The sequence below is a fragment of the Flammeovirga pacifica genome (assembly GCF_000807855.2).
Classification (GTDB): domain Bacteria; phylum Bacteroidota; class Bacteroidia; order Cytophagales; family Flammeovirgaceae; genus Flammeovirga; species Flammeovirga pacifica.
In genome coordinates, this window is sequence record NZ_JRYR02000001.1 from 1,865,324 (window position 1) to 1,883,311 (window position 17,988).

Annotated in this window: 12 protein-coding genes and 1 tRNA gene; 10 read left to right on the forward strand and 3 right to left on the reverse strand. The window is 32.9% G+C overall.

The window, feature by feature from the left end; translation table 11 throughout:
• Window positions 1-473 precede the first annotated feature (473 nt).
• From NH26_RS07480 to NH26_RS07495, 4 genes are all read left to right on the forward strand, one after another.
• On the forward strand, window positions 474-2,717 hold the full coding sequence (locus NH26_RS07480) for an ATP-dependent helicase (RefSeq protein WP_044218382.1): 2,244 nt from the start codon (window positions 474-476) through the stop codon (window positions 2,715-2,717).
• A gap of 182 nt (window positions 2,718-2,899) precedes the next feature.
• Window positions 2,900-4,000, forward strand: coding sequence for a hypothetical protein (locus NH26_RS07485; protein ID WP_139262932.1), 1,101 nt, complete (start codon window positions 2,900-2,902; stop codon window positions 3,998-4,000).
• 1 nt (window position 4,001) lies between these two features.
• The gene (locus tag NH26_RS07490) at window positions 4,002-4,985 is read left to right on the forward strand and encodes a YpdA family putative bacillithiol disulfide reductase (RefSeq protein WP_044218376.1); all 984 of its coding nucleotides are present in this window, start codon (window positions 4,002-4,004) and stop codon (window positions 4,983-4,985) included.
• On the forward strand, window positions 4,985-5,698 hold the full coding sequence (locus NH26_RS07495; protein WP_044218374.1) for an SDR family NAD(P)-dependent oxidoreductase: 714 nt from the start codon (window positions 4,985-4,987) through the stop codon (window positions 5,696-5,698). Before NH26_RS07490 ends, NH26_RS07495 begins: the two co-directional genes overlap by 1 nt.
• Window positions 5,699-5,866: 168 nt before the next feature.
• Here NH26_RS07495 and NH26_RS25385 read toward each other — a convergent pair.
• Window positions 5,867-5,942, reverse strand: a tRNA-OTHER gene (locus NH26_RS25385).
• Window positions 5,943-6,490: 548 nt separating this feature from the next.
• On the opposite strand from NH26_RS25385, the gene NH26_RS07500 reads away from it, so the two are divergent.
• The 6 genes from NH26_RS07500 (at window position 6,491) to NH26_RS07525 (ending at window position 15,511) form a co-directional block, all read left to right on the forward strand.
• Entirely contained in the window at window positions 6,491-8,137 is a 1,647-nt protein-coding gene (locus tag NH26_RS07500; RefSeq protein ID WP_084812091.1) for a sensor histidine kinase, read from the forward strand.
• Window positions 8,130-8,837 (forward strand): response regulator transcription factor, encoded by a 708-nt coding sequence (locus NH26_RS07505; protein WP_044218371.1) that lies wholly within the window; start codon window positions 8,130-8,132, stop codon window positions 8,835-8,837. Before NH26_RS07500 ends, NH26_RS07505 begins: the two co-directional genes overlap by 8 nt.
• Before the next feature lie 237 nt (window positions 8,838-9,074).
• Window positions 9,075-10,010: a bifunctional methionine sulfoxide reductase B/A protein gene (locus tag NH26_RS07510; protein WP_174549707.1), complete on the forward strand. Its 936-nt coding sequence runs from the start codon at window positions 9,075-9,077 to the stop codon at window positions 10,008-10,010.
• Window positions 10,011-10,333: 323 nt separating this feature from the next.
• Entirely contained in the window at window positions 10,334-12,538 is a 2,205-nt protein-coding gene (locus tag NH26_RS07515) for an autotransporter outer membrane beta-barrel domain-containing protein (RefSeq protein ID WP_158021898.1), read from the forward strand.
• Between the two features lie 99 nt (window positions 12,539-12,637).
• Complete coding sequence (locus NH26_RS07520) at window positions 12,638-13,210, forward strand: glutamine amidotransferase-related protein (RefSeq protein WP_044218366.1); 573 nt, start codon at window positions 12,638-12,640, stop codon at window positions 13,208-13,210.
• Window positions 13,211-13,246: 36 nt separating this feature from the next.
• Window positions 13,247-15,511 (forward strand): SpoIIE family protein phosphatase, encoded by a 2,265-nt coding sequence (locus NH26_RS07525; protein ID WP_044218363.1) that lies wholly within the window; start codon window positions 13,247-13,249, stop codon window positions 15,509-15,511.
• Window positions 15,512-15,644: 133 nt separating this feature from the next.
• Here the strand turns inward: NH26_RS07525 and trhA are convergent, their stop codons facing one another.
• Window positions 15,645-16,262 carry a PAQR family membrane homeostasis protein TrhA gene (gene trhA / locus NH26_RS07530; protein WP_044218360.1) on the reverse strand — a complete coding sequence of 206 codons (618 nt, stop codon included), beginning with the start codon at window positions 16,260-16,262 and terminating at the stop codon, window positions 15,645-15,647.
• Window positions 16,263-16,497: 235 nt separating this feature from the next.
• A complete protein-coding gene (gene nqrF / locus NH26_RS07535; RefSeq protein ID WP_044218357.1) occupies window positions 16,498-17,808 on the reverse strand; it encodes an NADH:ubiquinone reductase (Na(+)-transporting) subunit F in 1,311 nt (436 codons plus the stop codon).
• Window positions 17,809-17,988: the final 180 nt, after the last annotated feature.

Genomic DNA, 17,988 nt, shown 5'->3' on the forward strand with positions numbered 1-17,988 from the left:
AATTACACATTCAATGCATGTTTAGGTGTTTTTGAATTGATATTTAACTTCAGTCTTCATTTAAAGTAATAAACTATTGAATTACAGACTGTTTATCACAACAACATATACAATTAATTATATATGAGTGATTTAGTTTTCGAAATAATAAAATCTCTTAAATTATCACGGTCATAAGTTCTAAATATCAATTAAAAATGCAAAATGATTAAGAATTTAATTGAAATAATTCTAACAATTTCTTAGAATAATACAACATTCATTCAGTTTCAATTGATGTTTACTTTATTATGATTGATTCATTTTATTAGTTAATTAAACAGTTTAGTAAAAAAAAGGTTTATACCCTTTTAAAGGGATAAAAACATCAAAAATTTAAAATGAGTATTTTTTTATCTACAATAATTCAAAATGTATAAAAATGTAACAAAATTGATTGTAACTTAGCAATTCAGACAGGATAGAATTATATAATGGATTATTTAGAAGGATTAAACCCACCTCAGCGAGAAGCTGTAGTCACTATGGACGGCCCTATGATGATCATTGCTGGTGCAGGATCAGGTAAAACTAGGGTATTGACCTATAAAATTGCTCACTTAATTGCTAATGGCGTAGAACCTTTCAATATTCTCTCATTAACCTTTACTAATAAGGCTTCAAGAGAAATGAAAGAACGTATTGTCGATGCCGTTGGAGACGATGCTAAAAACTTATGGATGGGTACTTTCCACTCTGTATTTGCCAGAATATTACGTTTTGAAGCAGAAAAGATAGGGTATCAATCTAATTTTACCATTTATGATTCTGAAGATGCTAAGTCTGTGATTAAAGGCGTGGTAAAAGATTTTAGATTAGACGATAAACTATACAAACCAAATGTAGTTCTATCAAGAATTTCATCTGCAAAAAATAACTTGATCTCTTGGCGTGCTTACGAACAAAATAATGATCTGAGAATTGAAGACGAAGCTTCTGGCCGTCCGAAAATAGCAGAGATTTATAAAGAATATGCCATTCGTTGTTTCAGAGCCAATGCTATGGATTTTGATGATTTACTTTTCAATACGAGTGTATTGTTCCAACAACACCTAGATGTATTGAACAAGTATCAAAGCAAATTCAAGTATGTACTCATAGATGAGTTTCAGGATACCAATGTTACTCAATACTTTATCACTAGAAAATTAGCGGCCAGAAACCGTAACATTTGTGTGGTAGGTGATGATGCACAATCTATTTATGCTTTTAGAGGTGCCAACATCCAAAACATTCTTAACTTCAAAACAGATTATCCTGAACTGAAAGTCGTTAAGTTGGAGCAAAATTACAGATCTACTCAAACAATTGTTGAGGCAGCCAACTCTGTGATTGCTCACAACAAAAATCAACTAGAAAAAAATACGTTTACTCAAAATGCTATTGGTGATAGAATCGAAGTATTACGATCGCCAACAGATTTAGAGGAAGCAAGATCAGTAGCTAAAGGTATCCAAGAGGCAATGATTAAAGATCATATCCCTGCAAAAGATATCGCTATTTTATATAGAACCAATTCTCAATCTAGAGCGTTGGAGGAAGCCTTAGTAAAGCTTTCAATAAAAGCACAAATTTTTGGTGGTCTATCTTTTTATCAACGAAAGGAAATAAAAGATATGATTGCTTATTTGAAATTTGTAACCAACCCTAAGGACGAAGAAGCTTTTAAAAGAATCATCAACTACCCTAAAAGAGGGATTGGTGCTACTACCGTAAACAACTTGTTTGTAAAAGCGGCAGAAAATAAGCTAGGCATTTGGGATATTGTGGCCAATATCCGTAAGTTTTTTGGTGGTAGAGTGGCTACACAAGTAGAAAACTTTGCCAATATGATCAAGGTGTTTCAAATGCAATCAGAACAAAAGAATGCTTTTGAAACTGCCTCATTTATTGCCAAAAACTCTGGTGTATTAAGAGAGCTATACGATGATAAAACTCCAGAAGGTAAAAACAGATACGATAACCTTCAAGAATTACTGAATGGTATCCAAGGGTTTACTGATGATCCCAACAAAGAAGATAAAAGTTTAACCACTTATCTAGAAGAGATCTCTTTAATCACTACACAAGACAAAGAAGACGTTTCTGATGCCATCACTTTAATGACAATACACATGTCGAAAGGTTTGGAGTTTGATTATGTTTTCCTTGTGGGTATGGAAGAGAATTTATTCCCTTCTCAGATGATGTTGGAGACTAGAGAAGACTTAGAAGAAGAACGACGCTTATTCTATGTGGCAATAACTAGAGCCAAACAAAAGCTATACATGTCTTATGCATTACAGCGTTATCGCTTTGGTAAAACAATCAGTTGTGACCCTAGTCGCTTTATCGATGAAATTGCCCCTCAATACATTAGTATGAGAAGAAATAGTATTTCGGATGATCTTGGACCGGGTAGTACTCCTGGGTTTTCAAATTTCAGATCTTTGAGACAACAACCTTCTAATTTTATCAGAAAAGCTGTTGAACCAAAAGATGACCGCCCTTTTGTTCCTTCAAAATCAGAAAGCTTGATGGTAGGACAAACCGTACGTCATGGTAAGTTTGGTGATGGCAAAGTAGAAAAAATCACTGAAGAAGGACTAGATAAACGTGCGATTATCAATTTTGAAGCTGTGGGCAAAAAGACCTTAATACTCACTTTTGCTAAATTGATGATCATTGAAGATAATTAAGCTTTAGTTTTGACATCAACCTTTTTGATATAATTGCTTATATTTATTGACGGGAGACTTTTCTGAAATGTCTATTTAATAGCACAATTTTAGAAAAGTCTCTTGATACTACATTTATTTGTAGCTAAACCTCCCACATCCTGATGTGGGATTTTTGTACAGCAACACTTCCTAATTATAGAATGAAAATTTTTTCATACATATTACTTTTCCAACTAATCACTTTTTTAGCAGTGGGTCAGGAAATAAAAGCTCCTTCTTATTTTCTTGAATTTATTGAGGAAAATCCTGAAAAATTTCATCTCACTTACAACGATAACTCGGGTAAAATCATCAAATGGAGAGACAATGAATTGTCTACAGTAGGTGGACTTGTTTATTGGCTTTATGCACTTGAATATACCAGACAAGTAAGTAATGGAGGTATAAGACCAGTGGAAAGAATAGATATGGAGGAGATTCAAAAATTCGATACCTATTCAAATAAAATGAAAATTTGGTCGGATTACCTTAGTTACAAAAAGAAGCTATTAAAAAATAAAGTTCGTCTTAGAGAGGTGGTAAGCGGACTCATCAATTTTGCTACGGATGCCAACGGAGACTTTTTGATGAGCAGACTCGGTTTAGACTCTGTACAAAGGGCTGTAGGCACATTCCACATGCACACCACTACTACATTATACCCTATTTCTTCCGCAATCATTCATGTTCACAATCCATTTATGGAAAATGAACAAGAGTTTATGCATCGTATTAAAAATGAAAATCTAAATGATTTTAGACAAAACGTCTTTCAATTATATGATAGTCTAAACCAAGACTCTTTAGGTATTTTAAAAGATAGCTTTCAGTTTAACCCTGAAAAGCACAAAGTATATTCTGGATTATTGACTGAACATTTGCCTATGGGTATTATTTCAGACTACAATTTATTGATACAAAACATCAATATGAGATCGAAAGAAGTATTTTGGAATGATATGGAGGAAGAATGGATTAATGCTGTTGAAGCTCCATTGATGTCAGATCCAACAATGGCTAAACATTATAAGCATTGTGGGCGTTTGGTTTATTCCACTGTTAATTCTGTTTCTATATCGTTGTATGGCACAATGAAAAATGGGAGAACAGCACAATTAACGGCTACATTTGAAAACTTAACGGAAACCGAACATATTGATTTAGCTTTAGTTATAAACGACTTTGGATTTTCTATGATAGAAAATAAAGAGTACTTACAGAAAGTTATTGACAAAATCGATGTGATCAGACTAAAAAAATAAAATGATTTTAGATAATATTATTGTTGGAGGAGGACCAATAGGACTTGCATGTGGAATTGAAGCTGAAAAAAAGGGCTTAAATTATATTATTATAGAAAAGGGATGTTTAGTGAACTCATTATATCATTACCCTGTAAATATGACTTTCTTTTCGACCTCAGAAAAATTAGAAATTGGCAATGCCCCTTTTGTCTCTCATAACCACCGACCTATTCGACGTGAAGCATTAGAATATTATCGTAGAGTACAGACCACATGGGATCTCAACATTCAATTATTCGAAAAAGTATTAAATGTTGAAAAACAAGATGCAGCCAATGGAGTTTTTTGTATCAAAACTACAAAAGGAGAATACCTTAGTAAATCGGTAACTATTGCAACTGGTTTTTATGATATTCCCAACCTAATGCATGTGCCTGGAGAAGACCTTCCTAAAGTAAAGCACTATTACGACGATCCTCACCTCTACTCTTTTACTAATGTTGCCGTAATAGGTGGAGCCAATTCTGCTATTGATGCCGCTCTGGAAACCTATAGGAAAGATGCAAAAGTAAGTCTCATCATTCGTGAAGAAGAAATAAATGATAGAGTTAAATATTGGGTAAAACCCGATATTGAGAATAGAATTAAGGAAGGCAGTATCAATGTTTATTTCCAACATGAAGTAAAAGAAATTACGCCTACAGAAATAGTAATTCAGCATTTGATTACGAAAGCAGAAAAGAGAATTCCTAACGATTTTGTATTAGCTATGACGGGTTATCAACCCGATTTTGATTTCTTACAAAGAATTGGCATCAATTTATCAGACGATCATATTAAAGCCCCTGCCTACAATACAGAAACACACGAATCCAATCAAGAAAATATTTACTTGGCTGGTGTTGTTTGCGGAGGTATGAAAACTAACTCATGGTTTATTGAAAACTCTAGAGTACACGCAGAAATGATTTACGAAAACATCCAACATAAATTAAACAAATAATGAGTAGTAACATTTTTATCACCGGAACCAGTAAAGGGCTAGGAAGTGGCTTTGCAGACTATTACTTAGGCAAAGAAGATAAGGTTTATGGACTTAGCAGAAGTAGTGCTGATCAATTTGGATCCGAAGATAACTATCAACATATCCAAGCAGATGTATCTGATTTTGATCAAATCAAGGTGAAAGTCAAAGAACTTCTAAAGGATGTGGAATATCTTCAATTAGTCATTCTTAATGCTGGTATTTTAGGTGAAATAAAAGGGATTACTGATGCCTCAATTGATGAAATGAAAGAGGTTATGGATATAAACTTATGGGCCAATAAAGTCATTATTGATACGCTGTATGAAATGAAGATTAAGGTCAACCAAATTGTTGTCATATCTTCGGGTGCATCGATCAATGGTAATAAAGGATGGTCCGGCTATTCTATTTCTAAGGCAGCTGTAAACATGCTCGTTAAACTTTATGCAGTAGAGTATCCAGAAACTCATTATACCGCATTAGCTCCAGGTTTAATAGACACAGGTATGCAAGATTATTTGTGTGATGTTGTTGATCACGAAGCCTTTCCTAGCATGACTAGGTTAAAAGAAGCTAGAGGCACTGATAACATGCCTACACCTAAAGAAGCTGCAAAACGTATTGGAGATATACTTCCTGCTCTTTTAATGACACCGAATGGATCTTACGAAGATGTTAGGAAATTATAGTGATCGCTAAGTTTCACTACAAATTAAAGGCTATTCAATCTGACACATGACAGGTTTAATAGCCTCTAAATTTTTTAAAGAAAATATTTTTTGTTTAGACATAAAAAAAAGGCTCGTAAAACAAGCCTTCTTTTTCGCTATTTCTCATTGCTACTTTCTACTATGAGAGCAAAATTGGGAATCGAACCCATACCTTGAACTATTCTAGGAATATTCACGCTCTTCCACTGAGCTATTTTTGCTTATAAGGGAGGTTAATTGGTTTCTCCGTTTTGTTTGTAGTACAATAATACAAAGATGAAAACAGCTTTTAAAGTGTTTTTAATTGATTAAATGCTAACAAATTCAAACAACAGGAACAACGACATTTAAAGACCTACAAACCAGTTATTTACAATCATTAAGCAAGTGTGTGAAAATTGTTTAATATAAATAACAAAACCTTAAATCAATAATATTAAGGTTCCTGTTTAATTTTAATTAATTCCGTTTTTTGATATCAAGCAATAATTCAGATAAAATTATAATAAAATTAAGAAATTAAAATAAGTACAATGTGTTAGGCGATATAAATAAGCACTTTTAAAATAAGTTTTGTTAAATAGTAAATAAAGTGTAAATCATTTCATTTCTTTGTATTAAGCATTGTATAGTGTTTAGTAAAAGTTGATTATATCGTGTTTGTTTTAGCAAATACAATAGGTTAATGTTGAATTCTTATTAACAAAGCGCTACTTTGTTACCTATAAATCTCAAATGGATACAGCTGATATTATCAGTTTATAATCTCATATGACAAAAAGACGACTCATTACCATCATTTCATTGATGTGTATCGCCATGTTTGGCCTTGCTGCCTTGCAATATTATTGGATCAAAGAAGCTATTTCTGAAAGAAAAAGTCACTTTGAACAAGAAGTTGGAGAAACACTTACCAGTGTTGTAAAACGTTTAGAACAACAAGAAATTCTTACTGTTACCAAAAGGTACATGGATGATATATCTGTATCTAATAGTGATATTGTTGTAAAATATGATTCCTCAAAGCAACAAGCATATTGGACTCATAAACAGAACATCAAGATTTCACAAACTATTAGTTCTGATAAGTTAGCACAAGATGGTATCGCTTACAAAGTGCAAGAAAAAGCTGTCATCAAAAAAACAGGTACGGCTACCAAAACCGTTTTATCTGATATTGAAGAATCTAAATATGGAATTAGTGGAGATTCATCCATTAGAAAACATAATAATATTTTAAATAACATCACGAATGATTCTACCGCTAAAAAGCGATTAGACAAAGCGATGGATTTGATCATGAAAAAAACAGACTTGGTCAATCAAGTGGTTTCTGAAATGATCTTATCAGAAAATACGATGCTACAAGATAGAGTTAACTTCGGTACATTAGATTCTCTATTAAAACAAGAAATGGAATACAGAGGAATCAAAACAAAATATGATTTCGCTGTAAAACAGAAAGATGGTATCAAAGAGACTGTTATTATGAGTAGCAATGTTGAAAGAAATGCTATGATCATAGAAAGTAAGTATTCTATTACTTTGTTTCCAAAAGATATCTTCGATGAATCAAATATCCTTTACCTTCAATTTCCTGAAGAAAATAGGTTTTTGATAAGTAAAATGCGTTTTGTTCTTTTTTCTTCTTTAGGGTTTATTTTGTTAACACTTCTTACTTTTGTGTTTGCAGCTAGAACTATAATTGAGCAAAAACGTATTTCAGAAATAACTAATGATTTTATTTCTAACATGACACATGAACTAAAGACACCAATATCCACTGTTGCTCTTGCTACTGAAGCGTTATTGGATCCAGATGTTCAAAAGATGCCTAGTATTACAGGTAGGTATTTAAGTGTAATTAAGGATGAAAATCAAAGATTAAGCCGACAAGTCGAAAGAGTACTTCAAATTGCTCGAATCGAAAAAGGCGATCTTAAGTTAAGAATGGTTCCTGTAGAAATGCAGAAAGTATTAAAAACCGCCTACGAAAACACTTTAATTAAAATTGAAGACCGTGGTGGACAATTAAGCTTAAACTGGGACGCTAATTCAGCAAAAGTTACTGGTGATGAGTTACATTTATCTAATATTATTTTTAACTTGTTAGATAATGCTAATAAGTATTCTCCTGAGACTCCTAAAATAGATCTTTCAGCATCGATTAAAGGGGAAAACTTAGAGATTAGAGTAAAAGACTCTGGTCAGGGAATACCGAAAGAACATATTTCAAAGATCTTTGATAAATTTTACAGAGTGCCTACAGGAAATGTACATAATGTAAAAGGATTCGGTTTAGGTCTTAGTTATGTAAAAAATATAGTCCAAGCCCACAAAGGCACAATAAAATGCAAAAGTGAACTTGGCCGAGGAAGTGAATTTATAATACAACTACCAATATCTGAAAATGGATAAAACGAGAATTTTACTTGCAGAGGATGATCCTAACTTAGGGATGTTATTAACAGAGTATCTTGAAGTTAAAAATTTTGAAGTTACTCGTGCGCAAGACGGGGAAGAAGCATTAAGAGCTTACCAAGATGGCGATCACGATTTATGTATCTTTGATGTAATGATGCCTAAGATGGACGGATTTACATTAGCAGAACGTATCCGTAAATCTGATGTTGATATTCCAATATTTTTCTTGACGGCTAAGTCGATGAAAGAGGATACATTAAGAGGATTTGAAGTAGGTGCCGATGACTATATCACTAAGCCATTTAGTATGGAAGAGTTATTAGCTCGTATTACTTCAATTTTACGTAGAACTAAAAGCAAAACTGATTCAAAAGAGAAACAAACTATTTTTGAAGTTGGACAGTTTACTTTTGACTTTAATGCTCAAATGTTGAAGCATAATGTTGACGGAGCTGAACAACGTTTAACTTCTAAAGAGTCTGCGTTATTACGTCTATTAGCGATCCATAAAAATGAAATCATGGACCGTTCTTTAGCTCTTAAGAAAATTTGGTTAGATGATAACTACTTCAACTCAAGAAGTATGGATGTATATATTACTAAGCTTAGAAAATTCTTAAAGCCTGATGATAACTTAAGAATCGTGAACGTTCACGGTCAAGGTTTCAAATTGGTTGAATTGACTTCTGAGTAATAATCACAGAATATATTTTAAGCCACCTATTTTAGGTGGCTTTTTTTATGCCTAGTATTTTTTAAACTTATCAAATACCCTTTTATTAACCATAAAATTCTGTTAAAATCATCCATATTATAAACAAATGTGAACTCTACCACATTTCATTTTAGATGACTTGCTTAAAATTGCAATATCAAATTATTATTACACCTATACGATAGCTCAGTCGCTTATCAACAAAACATTAAAATTATGCAAAAGATATTCAAGTTTATTACTCTACTATTATTTATATCCATACAAATAAACGCTCAAAATATGAACGATAAATCTACTTGGAACAAGTTAAACGATTTTGAAAAATATGTCATCGTAAATAAAGGGACAGAACGTCCTGGTACAGGTAAATTTGATGCATTTTTTGAAGATGGTACATATACTTGTAAAAGATGTAATGCTCCATTATACAAATCAACAGATAAATTTGACGCTCATTGTGGATGGCCCGCTTTTGATGATGAAATCGAGGGTGCCGTAAAAAGAAAGACAGATGCAGATGGTCGAAGAACTGAGATTTTATGTGCTAATTGTGATGCTCATTTAGGACATGTATTCGAAGGAGAAAGAATAACTGATAAAAATGTTAGACATTGTGTGAACTCAGTATCTTTAAATTTCACACCAGAAGAAGAAAAAGCAGTAGTCAAAACGGAAGAAGCCATTTTTGCAGGTGGTTGCTTTTGGGGAGTTGAATATTTCTTTACAGAACTAGATGGCGTTCTAGCGACAAGCGTTGGGTATACAGGAGGTGCTAAAAACAACCCTACTTACAAAGAGGTATGTTATACTGATACAGGTCATGCGGAAGCATTAAAAGTTACCTATGATCCATCTAAAGTATCCTACGAAGAATTAGCACGTTTATTCTTTGAAATACATGATCCAACACAAGTAGATCGTCAAGGTCCTGATGTAGGTAAACAATATAGATCAGAAATATTCTACACCAGTGCCACACAAAAAGAAGTTGCCAATAAATTAATTGGTGAATTAAAAGGTAAAGGTTTTAAAGTAGCCACTCAAGTTACTAAAGCTGATACTTTTTGGGATGCGGAAGAATATCATCAAAAATATTACATAAAACACAAGAAAGAGCCTTACTGTCATGTAAAAATTGAAAGATTCTAAGTGAACATTAATTGATAAAAAATTCTATCAAAATATAATTAGAGTTTCAAATACATTCGAAAGAAAGCCTAAACACAAGAGGTTGTCACATTTAGCTATGAGACAACCTCTTTTTTATTTATAAATTTTCATTTCATATGAAAATACAAATGGATTACCCCTACTAAAACAGCTTCGTAAAATTGAATTTATCCAATTTCGATTATCAGAATACTATTAATAAGTCCAACTACTAATTACTTCATGAACCTGATACCATTCAAATCTGTTTTAAAAATTACAACCAGTATTCCCAAACTATGAAAATCACCCAATTAACTTTCATGTTACTATTTTTAGTGACATCACTATCGAATGCAACAACAATTACTTGGAACGGTACAAAAAGTCAGGATTGGCAAGACCCAGACAATTGGAGCACTAATTCTGTCCCCTCTACTTTAGATGATGTTGTTATCTCGGCAAGTGCTAGTGACACACTTGTCATTGATGAAAACGTAACAGTAAGCACAGTAACCATAATTGGCGATATTAAAATTATTACAGGCGGTGAATTAAATTGTAATTATTTTTTTATGGACAACGGATGTTCCTTTACTATGACCGGAGGGCAATTGGATGTTAATTATAATTTTACTGGTGATGGAAGTTATGAAGCAGAAGGAACAATGACTTTATCAGGTGGTAGAATAAATGTAGGAGCAAATTTCTTATTTAGCTCACGAAGTAGTAGACAAATTGTCAACATATCTGATGGAACAATCGCAATTGGAGGCAACTATCAAGCTGATAGTTACACATGGACAATTACTGGTGGTGAGACCATATTTACCACTACAAATTCTACGAAAGCCACCATTCAATCTGCCACTGAGTCTCCAGGCGGAAGTAAATTCCCTACTTTTTATAATTTAACTATATCTGCTGATGTTGCTACCGACTCCATCATTACAACATCTAGTTATGCCAAGTTCTTTAAAGTAAAAGCTATAACAACAATTAATCAAGGCATATTTGCCCCTGTTGCAGATAAAGATATTGAAATGGATAGCTCATTAATAATCAATGGAGGCTCATTTATCCCAACAGTTGGGAGTTCTAATAGAACCTTGTTCATAAACGGTTTAACTGTAAACGCTGGAACAATAGATTTAAGTAACATCCCTGGAACATCTGATGTGCATTTAGAACAGTCAACAAAATTTAATGGCGGAAATTTAGTTCTATTTGAGTATAATTCTAATAACTATTTCGAAATCTATGATGATGCCGATTTTAGTGGAGCATCTATATCAGGTACAGGAACCTCTTTATTAGTAGATGGTACTACTAATAGCAATATCAAATTAACCTCAGGAAGTAATACTTTTGAACATTTCTTTATATATAATAATGTGGATGTAGAACTTCAGGATAATTTGACAATATCAGGAAGCTTAAATTTTGAATATGGACATATCAGTACTAGTAGCAATGCTGTAGGAGTAATTTTAGAAGACAATGCAACTGTAACTGACAATAGTAATTACTACCCTGAAAATATAGCCCATGTTAATTGTAAAGTAACAAAAAAGGGAGACGATGCCTTTATTTACCCTATTGGTGATGGGATAAGATATAGGCCAATTAGTATATCCGCTCCATCAAATACTACAGATCAATTTACAGGTACTTATTTCTATTCTTCACCAAATGACGCAGGGTATGATTCGACATCACATGTAGGGTCTATCACAAAAAGCATCAATGCCAATGAGTACTGGACTTTAGATCGTGACAACGGTTCTTCTAATGTGACTGTTACATTAACTTGGGATGATAGAACGACCAACACTCCAGAAGCTGATAACTTAAAAGTTGTTCGATGGGATGGTTCAAAATGGGATGATCATGAAGGAGTTGCATCAGGAGATGCTAGTAGTGGTGCAATAGTCTCTAATACAATTTCTAGTTTTAGTCCTTTTGCCATTCACTATGAAGGAAGTTTAGACCTTCCTGTTGAGTTAATTGATTTTTCTGCTAAACTAGTAGAGGATGATGTTTTTATAAAATGGGCTACTGCTACAGAGATTAATAATAAGGAATTTATTGTTCAGAAAAGTCAAGATAAAAAACATTGGGATGAGGTAGGTAGAATTACCGGTGCAGGTAATAGTAGTATTAGAAATGATTATCATTTACTAGATGCTTGGAATCCCGCTTTTGGAGTATTCTATTACAGACTTGTACAAATAGATTTTGATGGAACAAAAACCTACTTCACTCCGGTTATGGTTAAAAATAACGATACGAATCACATCGTTTCTACTTACCCAAACCCTATTAAAAATGGTGATTATTTGAATATAAATCTCAACAGTTATGATCATTATAAAGTGAGAGTATTTAATTATCATGGACAATTAATTGATGAATTCGATGCAGAACATTCTCATCACTACTTAGTACAAGGTCATCACGGAATTATATTTATAGAAGTAATCCTACCAGATAAAAGGTTTACAGAAAGAATTTTGATAAAGAATTGATCAAACTTTTCTAAATTACATCCACTAATTAATCGAGTACAGCCGTAATAACTATAATTACGGCTGTTTTTTTTAATTTGTAACTAAACAACAAAACATATGAATTCGACAAAACACCTTATTATTAATTGTGGATCAATAAAAACACCTCAAATTACAGCATTGCTTGAAAAGGAAGGCTTATTAAACACTTGTATTCCTCTCTCAGAACTTAAAGATGAAGACTTTAACCACTATGATAAAATAATAATTAGCGGAGCTCCAATTCTTCTTCATAAAGAAGATCCCACATCCTATATCAAAGCATTACAACCTTTAATCTCTATCAATAAACCTGTGCTTGGAATTTGTTTTGGGCATCAGATGCTTGGGCTTTTAGAAGGTGGAGAAGTTACATTAACACAGGAAAAAAGAGATAAAGAAATTATCCATCAGTTAATATCTGATCCTCTTTTTGAAGAAATAGAACAAAATTCAGAATTTGAAGAAGATCATTGTGAAAGTGTATCGCTACCATCTTGTTTTCTTTTATTAGCTGATTCTGAAAGTTGTAGTAATGAAGCTATGAAACATAAATCAAAACCTTGGTATGGAGTTCAATTTCATCCTGAAGTCACTTCCCCTATTGGCCATCAATTAATAAAAAATTGGCTCAATCTATGTTCTATATAAACAGAATATATAGAATTACTAACTACACATCGAAAAGTGCATTCAACAATTAAGACATTTATAGCTATTACAATTCATCTTTTTCTATGCTTAACTTTTAATAGTTTTGCACTAGATATTGATGACAAAACCACCTTAAAAGAAATAGAAAAATTGGAAGACTCTCCTCATAAGGTTTCTCAATTATCTCAATTAGCATTAAGGTATCAAATCAATGCTCCTCATCAACATAGTATGCCTATTTCGATTGCAAATAAAGCAATTAAGATCGCAAAAAAACTTAGAAATAATACTGCTATCATTGAGGCTACTAATACTAAAGCTATTGTTTTTCGTAACTTTTCTACCTTTGAAGAGGCAATCCAATTACACCAAGAAGCATTAGAACTAGCTAAAAAGATTAAAAGTGATGCTTTAACAATAGAAATTCTACTGGATTTAGGTTCTACTTATAATGCTGAAAACAATCATGAAAAAGCTGATGAACTGTATAAATCAGCTCGTTCTTTATCTAAATTAAGTATGGATTTTGAGATGGAATGTATCTCTATCCTAAACCTTGGATTTTTAGAATTAGAAAAAGGAGAAAACAGTACAGCTGGTTCTTACTTTAGTGTTTCCAAAAAAATATCGACAAAATATAAATACAAAGAGATCTATATTATGTCTGAAATGGGTTTAGGAAAAGCAAATTACACCAACTCTACTAAACAGAGAAAAAAAGCTAAAACCTATTTATTAGGTGCTGTTTCAGCCTCTAAATCTAGAAAAAAACCTTATTTAGAAGCCATTGGTAAAGTCACTTTAGGAAGAGTTTACCTTAGAGAGAATAACTTATCAAAAGCCAATACATATTTTGTTAGTGCAGCAAATATTCTTGAGAAATTTAAAAATACAACCTATCTCAAAAAAAGATACAGAAGTTTAGATGAACCCTTCAATTTTAAATCTAATTATGCTGATGCTCTTTCGTACAAAAACTCATTACGATATTATAGAGGAGAAATATCCCAATCGCAATACAACAGAGCCGTTAAAGAAGAATTAGCATTATTCGGAAATCCTGATCAAGAAGAATTAGAACATCTAAGAAATGCACTACAGGAACTTAAACAACACTATACCTTCTTAGATTCTATTAATCAGTTGGATGAAGAAGCTGCAGCAGTTTTACTAAAAACTTATCTTGATCAACAAAAAACAAAATTAAATAATTTAGAAGGCGACAGATCATATTTAAAAAACCTTCTAGAGGAAACTGAAAAACAAGCAGAAGAGAAAATTGAACTCCTTGAGAGAAAAAATGAACTTCAAGGTGTCTTCATTGAAAAACAAAAATGGGCGTCATTATCCTTAGCTTTACTAGTCATATTTATTGCGTCTGTCGGATTTTTTCAATTTAGAATCGCCACCAATAAGAAAAAGGCAAATAGAGAATTAGAGAAACAAAATGTCAAAATTTCTGAACAAAATATTGAGATTAGTGTAGCTGCAGACAAGCTTAAAGATGCATTAACCTCATTACAGTATCAGAACAAAAAAACAGAGGAAAGTATTCAAGCAGGATGGAAAATACAAAATGCGATGCTTCCCGATCCTTCATATATTACAAATCTCATCGATCACTATTTTGTGTTATATAAACCAAGAGACATTGTTTCTGGTGATTTTTATTGGGTCGGTAAAAAGAAAAAACACATCATTATTGCAGCGTTAGATTGTACAGGTCATGGTATTCCTGGAGCATTTATGTCTATGATGGGTAATACTTTATTTAATCAAGTAGTCAATATTGAAGGTGAAATTTCTCCTGATAAAATTTTAATGAAAATTGATAGGTACATTGCTGAAGCTCTTCATCAAAACAAAAACACACATTCTAGGGAAGGAATGGACGCATCTATTGTAGTGATTCCGCCTGAGAAAAATGAAATTGAATATGCAGGTGCCAAAAATCCTTTAGTTATCGTCAGAGAAGGAGTGGCTCAAATTCACAAAGGAGTAAATAGACATGTTGGAGGTAATCTTATGAAAGGCAAACAAATCCAGTTTATAAAACATGCTATTCCTGTTGAAGAAAATGACACATTCTATATTTATTCTGATGGTTTCCAAGATCAATTTGGAGGACCTGAAAATAAAAAATTCATGAGAAAAAAATTATTAGAGGTATTTCAATCTATTTCTAATTTATCTATGGAAGAGCAGAAAGCTTATCTTGAAAATTTATTTGATCAATGGAAAGGAAATAATAAACAATTAGATGATATACTCATTTTAGGATTCAATTTGCAAGCTTAATACTCGCATTTTCTATTTGATCAATACAGAGTTAAGTCATTTCATTCCTACGATATTTGAATGAAAGAATAACGAAATAAAAAAGGGAAACTTCTTTTCAGAGTTTCCCTTTTTCTGTTTCTAATGGTTACTATTAAGTAAATAGATAAACACTTAAAAACATAAAAGCACTTCCTAATAGTACGAACATATGCCATATAGCGTGTGAATAAGGTAATTTCTTCATCACATAAAAGATAACTCCAATCGAATAAGATGCACCACCAGCAATTAACAGCCAAAAACCATCTTGTAGTTCGGTATGTAAACTTGATAATTTAAATACTGCAAGCCACCCCATTGCTAAATACATAAGGTTCGATAACCAGGCATATTTTATTTTAAAGAACAATTTATAGATCATCCCAAATAAAGCAATCGTCCATACAATTATACCAATATATAATCCACCACTATGTTCTAATGATATAAACGCAAATGGTGTATAAGTACCAGCTATTAATAAAAAGATACCACTATGATCTAATTTCCTTAAAAATAATTTCGTCTTCTCAACAGCCACCATATGATATATTGTTGATGAAGAGTAAAGTGAAATCATACTTACACCAAAAATAGCATATACTATATATTCGGTAGATGAATCTGCTTTTTGTATCAAAAGAACAGAAGCAATAATACTCAACAACACACCTAGACCATGGGTAAGTGTATTCATTATTTCTTCTCTATCACGGGTAATATATTGCATTATGAATTAGGCTTTTAATTTAATAAGTAAGGATAGATTTCGTATAAATGATTATTCATTCACTAACCTAAGACAACTCATCATCATAAAATGTTTGTTAAAATAAGTTAAATAAAATTAGTCGCTTTGTAATAGTTTAAGTGATGACGGTTTGAAGTAAAAGTAAGTTTTCTTAATAAAAAAAAGAGGCTGCTTTTTCAAGCAACCTCTTTCTATATCTATGAATTCATATAGATTAACCACCGAAGTCGTCAAACGATACATTTTCTTTAGGAATACCGAAGTCTTCCGTCATTTTAATTACTGCTGCGTTCATCATTGGAGGTCCACAGAAGTAGAATTCGATTTCCTCTGGCTCATCATGTTTCGACAAGTAGTTATCAATAAGAGCTTGGTGTACAAACCCTGTGTAACCATCACCTTCGCTATCGTCCAAACTAGTTTTGTTCTTCCAATTATCTTCTGGTAAAGGTTCTGACAATACTTTGTAGAACTTAAAGTTAGGGAATTCAGCTTCGATCTTAGCGAAATCTTCTTCGTAGAATAATTCACGACGAGAACGACCACCATACCAGAACTGTACCTTACGGTTAGTTTTAAGTGTATGGAATAAGTGGAATAAATGCGAACGCATTGGTGCCATACCTGCACCACCACCTACATAAATCATTTCAGCATCAGTGTCTTTAATAAAGAATTCACCGTAAGGACCTGAAACAGTTACCTTATCACCTGGCTTACGTGAGAATACGTAAGAAGAACAGATACCTGGGTTCACATCCATCCAACCGTTTTTCGCTCTATCCCAAGGTGGAGTTGCGATACGGATGTTCAACATGACAATGTTACCTTCAGCAGGGTGGTTTGCCATTGAGTAAGCACGGAAAATCTCCTCATCGTTGACCATTTTAAGACTCCAAAGACCGAAGTTATCCCAATCTGGTTGGAATTCATCTGGTTTTTGGCCCATACGAGGGTGTGCAGTGATATCCATGTCTTTGAAATCAACTGTTACCTCAGGTACATCAATTTGGATATATCCACCTGCTTCGAAGTCCAATGTTTCTCCTTCTGGAAGTTGTACTACGAATTCTTTAATGAAAGTTGCTACGTTGTAATTAGATACAACTTCACATTCCCATTTTTTGATTCCGAAGATTTCCTCTGGTATTTGAACTTGCATGTCATTTTTTACTTTAACCTGACAAGCAAGGCGTACATTTTCATGTTGTTCGGCACGAGATAAGTGACCTACTTCGGTTGGGAGAACATCTCCTCCACCGTCTGTAACGCGACATTTACACATCGCACAAGTACCACCGCCACCACATGCAGAAGGCAAAAATATTTTTTGCGCTGAAAGTGTAGTCAAAAGTGTTGAACCCGCAGCAACAACTACTGGGTTAGACTCGTCTCCGTTAAGAACGATCTTAACGTCACCACTTTGTACTAACTTTTTCTGGGCGAACAGAAGTACAAAAACCAATAACAGGATCAAGGCTGTAAAAGCCACAATCGCTGCAGGTACTACTACTGATAGTTCCATGATAAAAATTTGTGGAAAAATAAGTGTATAAAACAATTTTATATGGCTACAAATATAAAAGGCATTCTTTCCTATTAAAAGAAAATAGGCTTTAAAAAATACAAAAGTGATGTATTTTTTAAGGTTTTATGCTTGATGACAAAATCTACAATTCATTTAGTGAGTTTCGTCATTATATTT

Coding starts and splice junctions, on each gene's coding strand:
- NH26_RS07510 (WP_174549707.1), top strand. CDS start 9,075: ATGCAAAAGATATTCAAGTTTATTACTCTACTATTATTTATATCCATA.
- trhA (WP_044218360.1), bottom strand. CDS start 16,262: ATGCAATATATTACCCGTGATAGAGAAGAAATAATGAATACACTTACC.
- NH26_RS07520 (WP_044218366.1), top strand. CDS start 12,638: ATGAATTCGACAAAACACCTTATTATTAATTGTGGATCAATAAAAACA.
- NH26_RS07480 (WP_044218382.1), top strand. CDS start 474: ATGGATTATTTAGAAGGATTAAACCCACCTCAGCGAGAAGCTGTAGTC.
- NH26_RS07490 (WP_044218376.1), top strand. CDS start 4,002: ATGATTTTAGATAATATTATTGTTGGAGGAGGACCAATAGGACTTGCA.
- NH26_RS07500 (WP_084812091.1), top strand. CDS start 6,491: ATGACAAAAAGACGACTCATTACCATCATTTCATTGATGTGTATCGCC.
- NH26_RS07505 (WP_044218371.1), top strand. CDS start 8,130: ATGGATAAAACGAGAATTTTACTTGCAGAGGATGATCCTAACTTAGGG.
- nqrF (WP_044218357.1), bottom strand. CDS start 17,808: ATGGAACTATCAGTAGTAGTACCTGCAGCGATTGTGGCTTTTACAGCC.
- NH26_RS07495 (WP_044218374.1), top strand. CDS start 4,985: ATGAGTAGTAACATTTTTATCACCGGAACCAGTAAAGGGCTAGGAAGT.
- NH26_RS07485 (WP_139262932.1), top strand. CDS start 2,900: ATGAAAATTTTTTCATACATATTACTTTTCCAACTAATCACTTTTTTA.
- NH26_RS07515 (WP_158021898.1), top strand. CDS start 10,334: ATGTTACTATTTTTAGTGACATCACTATCGAATGCAACAACAATTACT.